Raw genomic sequence first — 4,949 nt, 5'->3', positions numbered from 1 at the left:
GAGCTGGCTTGCCTGCGATGGCGGCATTAGTGAATCAACACTCTACTGCGCTGACGGCCAAACCACCCCGCGAAGTCTCTTTGTACTTGTCATGCATATCCGCGCCGGTATCGCGCATGGTGCGGATCACCCGGTCAAGGGAAATAAAGTGCTGACCATCACCGCGCAGCGCCATCTGCGCGGCGTTGATCGCCTTCACCGCCGCAATCGCGTTGCGCTCGATGCACGGCACTTGCACCAGCCCGCCGACCGGGTCGCAGGTCAGGCCTAGGTTATGTTCCAGGCCAATTTCGGCGGCGTTGCACAGTTGCTCCGGCGTGGCGCCGAGGATCTCGGCAAGTCCCGCAGCGGCCATGGCACAGGCTGAACCGACTTCACCCTGGCAGCCGACTTCGGCGCCGGAAATCGAGGCGTTTTTCTTGCACAGAATCCCGACGGCCGCAGCGCTCAGCAAATAGTCGACCACGTTGGCTTCGGTGACTTCTTCGCTGAACTTCATAAAGTAGTGCAGCACCGCAGGAATAATCCCCGCCGCGCCATTGGTGGGGGCGGTGACCATGCGCCCACCGGCGGCGTTTTCTTCATTGACCGCCAGGGCGAAGAGGTTGACCCACTCCATGGCGCTCAAGGTCGAGCCAATCACGTTCGGTTTGCCCAGCTCCTGCAAACTGCGGTGCAACTTGGCGGCGCGGCGACGCACATTCAGGCCACCGGGCAGGATGCCTTCGTGCTTGAGGCCCTGCTCCACGCAGTCTTGCATGGCGCGCCAGAGCTTCATCAGGCCACTGCGGATTTCGTCTTCGCTGCGCCAGGTTTTTTCGTTGGCCAACATTAGTTCGGCGACGCGCAGGTTGTGGGTCTTGCACAACTGCAACAGCTCCACAGCACTGGAAAAATCATACGGCAGTTCGGTACGGTCCATATCGGCCACGCCGCTCTGCGCCTGGGCCTCGTCCACCACAAAACCACCACCGACTGAATAGTAGGTGCCGCGGTGCAGCTCGCCGTCATCATCGAACACCACCAGGGTCATGGCGTTGGGGTGGAACGGCAGGTTTTCGTCGAGCAGGCGCATGTCGCGTGCCCAGACGAAGGGCACCGGCAGGCGGCCGTCGAGCAAGAGCGTGTCGGTCTCGCGCAGGGTGTGAATACGCAGGCCGATTTGCGCCGGGTCGATTGCGTCCGGCCACTCGCCCATCAGGCCCATGATGGTCGCCGTGTCGCTGCCATGGCCGATGCCGGTGGCCGACAACGAGCCATATAGCTGAACTTCAACGCGACGTACTTGTTCCAACACTCCACGTTCACGCAAGTGCTGAACGAACAACGCTGCGGCGCGCATGGGGCCGACGGTGTGAGAACTAGAAGGCCCGATGCCGATCTTGAACAGGTCGAAAACACTGATAGCCATTGCGGTAGAACTCCTCGATAAGCACGGCCAGGCTTGAACGAGGTGCTACGCTCAGATCGCCCAGATGGCGGCATCATCAAGCTTTTGCTTGCCTTCACGGCGTCTCACACCGACGTAACCATGCTCAACAACGCCGCTCTCGTGCGATCGGGCATTTTGGCCGTTTTTAGCGGTTCAGATCGGTAAAAACTGCGGTTTTGCCATTGGAAAAATCTGTAAGCGACGTCACCGACACTGGATACGACCATCCCTGTACTGGATACGACGCCCCCTGTAGGCGTCAGATTTTCACTGGTACATGATCAGTCTCGACTCGTTTGCAAGGCACCGTGCCGTCGCCTCGATGCACGCCCCAACCGCAACACTTATAAAGCGCGGCGAATGCCGCCAGAAAAGACACAGGAGTCTACCCCGATGAAAGGTTCACCCTCGTTGTTGTTGGCCGCCATGCTGAGTCTGCCAGTCCTGGCACACGCTGCAGAACCGGAACAGTGCAAGACCGTTAACTTCTCCGATGTCGGCTGGACCGACATCACTGTCACCACCGCGACCACCAGCGAAGTCCTCAAGGGCCTTGGCTATAAACCGCGCACCACGATGATTTCGGTACCGGTGACCTACAAGTCCCTGGCCGACGGCAAGAACATGGACATCTTCCTCGGCAACTGGATGCCGACCATGGAGAACGACATCAAGCAATACCGTGATGCCGGCACCGTGGAAACCGTGCGCGCCAACCTGGAAAACGCCAAGTACACCCTGGCGGTCCCGGAGGCGCTGTACAACAAGGGCCTCAAAGACTTCGCCGACATCGCCAAATTCAAGGATGAGCTGGGCGGCAAGATCTACGGCATCGAGCCGGGTAACGACGGCAACCGCACTATCCAGACCCTCATCGACAAAGACGCCTTCGGCCTGAAAACCGCGGGTTTCAAAGTGGTTGAGTCCAGCGAAGCCGGGATGCTCTCGCAGGTGGAACGCGCCTCCAAGCGTGACCAGGCCATCGTGTTCCTGGGCTGGGAACCGCACCCGATGAACACCCGCTTCAAGATGAAGTACCTGACCGGCGGAGACGACTCGTTCGGCCCCAACTACGGCCAGGCCACCATCTACACCAACGTTCGCAAGGGCTACACCCAGGAATGCAGCAACGTCGGCCAGTTGCTGAAAAACCTGTCGTTCACCTTGAACATGGAAAGCACCCTGATGGGTAACGTCCTCGACGACAAGATGAAGCCCGACGCCGCAGCCAAAGCCTGGCTGAAGAAGAACCCGCAAGTGCTCGACACCTGGCTCGCCGGTGTGACCACGGTTGATGGCAAACCCGGTCTGGAGGCCGTCAAGGAATACCTCGCCAAGTAAGTGCTGACCCCGGGGCGGTGCGCTGCCCCGGGATGTTTTCCCCTTCGCATGTGGACATTCACTACCATGCTGACTGAACAGAAAATCCCACTAGGCCAGTACATCGCTGCCTTCGTCGAATGGTTGACCAAACATGGTGCCAACTACTTCGACGCCATCGCATCGACCCTGGAAACGATGATCCACGGCGTGACGTTCGCGCTGACCTGGTTCAATCCGCTGGCATTGATCGGTCTGATTGCGCTGCTGGCTCACTTTATTCAACGTAAATGGGGCCTGACCGTTTTTGTCATCGCCTCCTTCCTGCTGATCCTCAACCTGGGGTACTGGCAGGAAACCATGGAAACCCTCGCGCAGGTGTTGTTCGCCACCCTGGTCTGCGTGGTCATCGGTGTGCCGCTGGGCATTGTTGCCGCACACAAACCGCTGTTCTACACCATGATGCGGCCGGTGCTCGATCTGATGCAGACCGTACCGACCTTCGTCTACCTCATCCCTACCCTGACCCTCTTCGGGCTGGGTGTGGTGCCTGGCTTGATCTCCACGGTGGTGTTCGCGATTGCCGCGCCTATCCGCCTGACCTACCTGGGTATCCGCGATGTACCGCAAGAGTTGATGGACGCCGGCAAGGCCTTTGGCTGCTCGCGCCGTCAGTTGCTCTCACGCATTGAACTGCCCCACGCCATGCCGAGCATTGCCGCCGGTATTACCCAATGCATCATGCTGTCGTTGTCGATGGTGGTGATCGCGGCCCTGGTGGGCGCCGACGGCCTCGGCAAGCCGGTGGTCAACGCACTCAACACCGCCGACATTGCCCTGGGCTTTGAAGCCGGCCTGGCAATCGTATTGCTGGCCATCATGCTCGACCGCATCTGCAAACAACCCGACGCCAAAGTAGGGGGTGATGCATGAGCATTATTCGATTCGACAATGTCGACGTGATCTTCTCCAAAGACCCACGCGAAGCGCTCAAGCTGCTGGACCAGGGCATGAGCCGTAACGAGATTCTGAAAAAGACCGGGCAGATCGTCGGCGTTGAAAAAGCCAGCCTGGACATTGAGAAGGGCGAGATCTGCGTGCTGATGGGCCTGTCCGGCTCCGGCAAGTCGAGCCTGCTGCGCTGCATCAACGGCCTCAACACCGTAAGCCGCGGCCAGCTGTTTGTGGAGCACGAAGGCCGCCAGATCGACATTGCGTCCTGCACGCCCGCCGAGCTGAAAATGATGCGCACCAAGCGCATCGCCATGGTGTTCCAGAAGTTCGCGTTGATGCCGTGGCTGACGGTGCGCGAGAACATCAGCTTTGGCCTTGAGATGCAGGGCCGCCCGGAGAAAGAACGGCGCGCGCTGGTGGATGAAAAACTCGAACTGGTGGGCCTGGCCCAGTGGCGTAACAAGAAGCCCGACGAGCTGTCCGGTGGCATGCAGCAGCGCGTCGGCCTGGCCCGCGCCTTGGCGATGGATGCCGATATCCTGCTGATGGACGAACCCTTCTCGGCCCTCGACCCGCTGATCCGCCAAGGCCTGCAAGATGAACTGCTGGAACTGCAACGCAAGCTGAGCAAGACCATCGTGTTCGTGAGCCACGACCTGGATGAGGCGCTGAAACTCGGCAGCCGCATCGCGATCATGAAAGACGGCAAGATCATCCAGTACAGCGTGCCGGAAGAGATTGTGCTGAACCCGGCGGACGACTATGTGCGCACCTTCGTCGCCCATACCAACCCGCTGAACGTGCTGTGCGGGCGCAGCCTGATGCGTACCGTAGAGAACTGCACCCACGTCAACGGCTCCATCAGCCTGGACCCGGGCGGCGATTCGTGGCTGGACCTGGCCGAAGGCAATGTGATCAAGGGCGCACGCCAGAACGGCACGCCGTTGAACCTGCAGAACTGGGCGCCGGGGCAACCGGTGGAAGGTTTGGGCCGGGTACCGACGCTGGTGGATTCCAATATCGGCATGCGCGATGCGTTGCAGATCCGGTATCACACGGGGAACAAGCTGGTGTTGCATAACAACAACCAGGTGGTGGGGATTCTGGGGGATAGCGAGCTGTACCATGCCCTGCTGGGCAAGAACCTGGGCTAGTCGGTACCGCAAAACCAACTGAAGAAACTGGGTCAATGTGGGAGCTGGCTTGCCTGCGATAGCTTTAGTGAATTCACCACCGCTATCGC

The 4,949-nt window shown here is 59.8% G+C and carries 4 protein-coding genes; 3 read left to right on the top strand and 1 reads right to left on the bottom strand.

Going from position 1 to position 4,949, the window contains the following annotated elements:
* Window positions 1-34 precede the first annotated feature (34 nt).
* The gene (locus FEM54_RS24635) at window positions 35-1,411 is read right to left on the bottom strand and encodes an L-serine ammonia-lyase (RefSeq protein WP_099550375.1); all 1,377 of its coding nucleotides are present in this window, start codon (window positions 1,409-1,411) and stop codon (window positions 35-37) included.
* Window positions 1,412-1,825: 414 nt separating this feature from the next.
* Here FEM54_RS24635 and FEM54_RS24630 point away from each other — a divergent pair, with 414 nt between their 5' ends.
* From FEM54_RS24630 to choV, 3 genes are all read left to right on the top strand, one after another.
* Window positions 1,826-2,773 carry a choline ABC transporter substrate-binding protein gene (locus FEM54_RS24630; protein ID WP_099550374.1) on the top strand — a complete coding sequence of 316 codons (948 nt, stop codon included), beginning with the start codon at window positions 1,826-1,828 and terminating at the stop codon, window positions 2,771-2,773.
* 66 nt (window positions 2,774-2,839) lie between these two features.
* Window positions 2,840-3,685 (top strand): choline ABC transporter permease subunit, encoded by an 846-nt coding sequence (gene choW, locus FEM54_RS24625; RefSeq protein ID WP_017139374.1) that lies wholly within the window; start codon window positions 2,840-2,842, stop codon window positions 3,683-3,685.
* Window positions 3,682-4,860 carry a choline ABC transporter ATP-binding protein gene (gene choV, locus FEM54_RS24620; protein ID WP_017139375.1) on the top strand — a complete coding sequence of 393 codons (1,179 nt, stop codon included), beginning with the start codon at window positions 3,682-3,684 and terminating at the stop codon, window positions 4,858-4,860. The genes choW and choV overlap by 4 nt, the downstream gene beginning before the upstream one ends.
* Window positions 4,861-4,949 lie beyond the last annotated feature (89 nt).

Source organism: Pseudomonas edaphica (assembly GCF_005863185.1).
Lineage (GTDB): Bacteria > Pseudomonadota > Gammaproteobacteria > Pseudomonadales > Pseudomonadaceae > Aquipseudomonas > Aquipseudomonas edaphica.
Note: the sequence above shows the minus strand (reverse complement) of the source record. Positions and strands in the feature narration are given on the sequence as shown.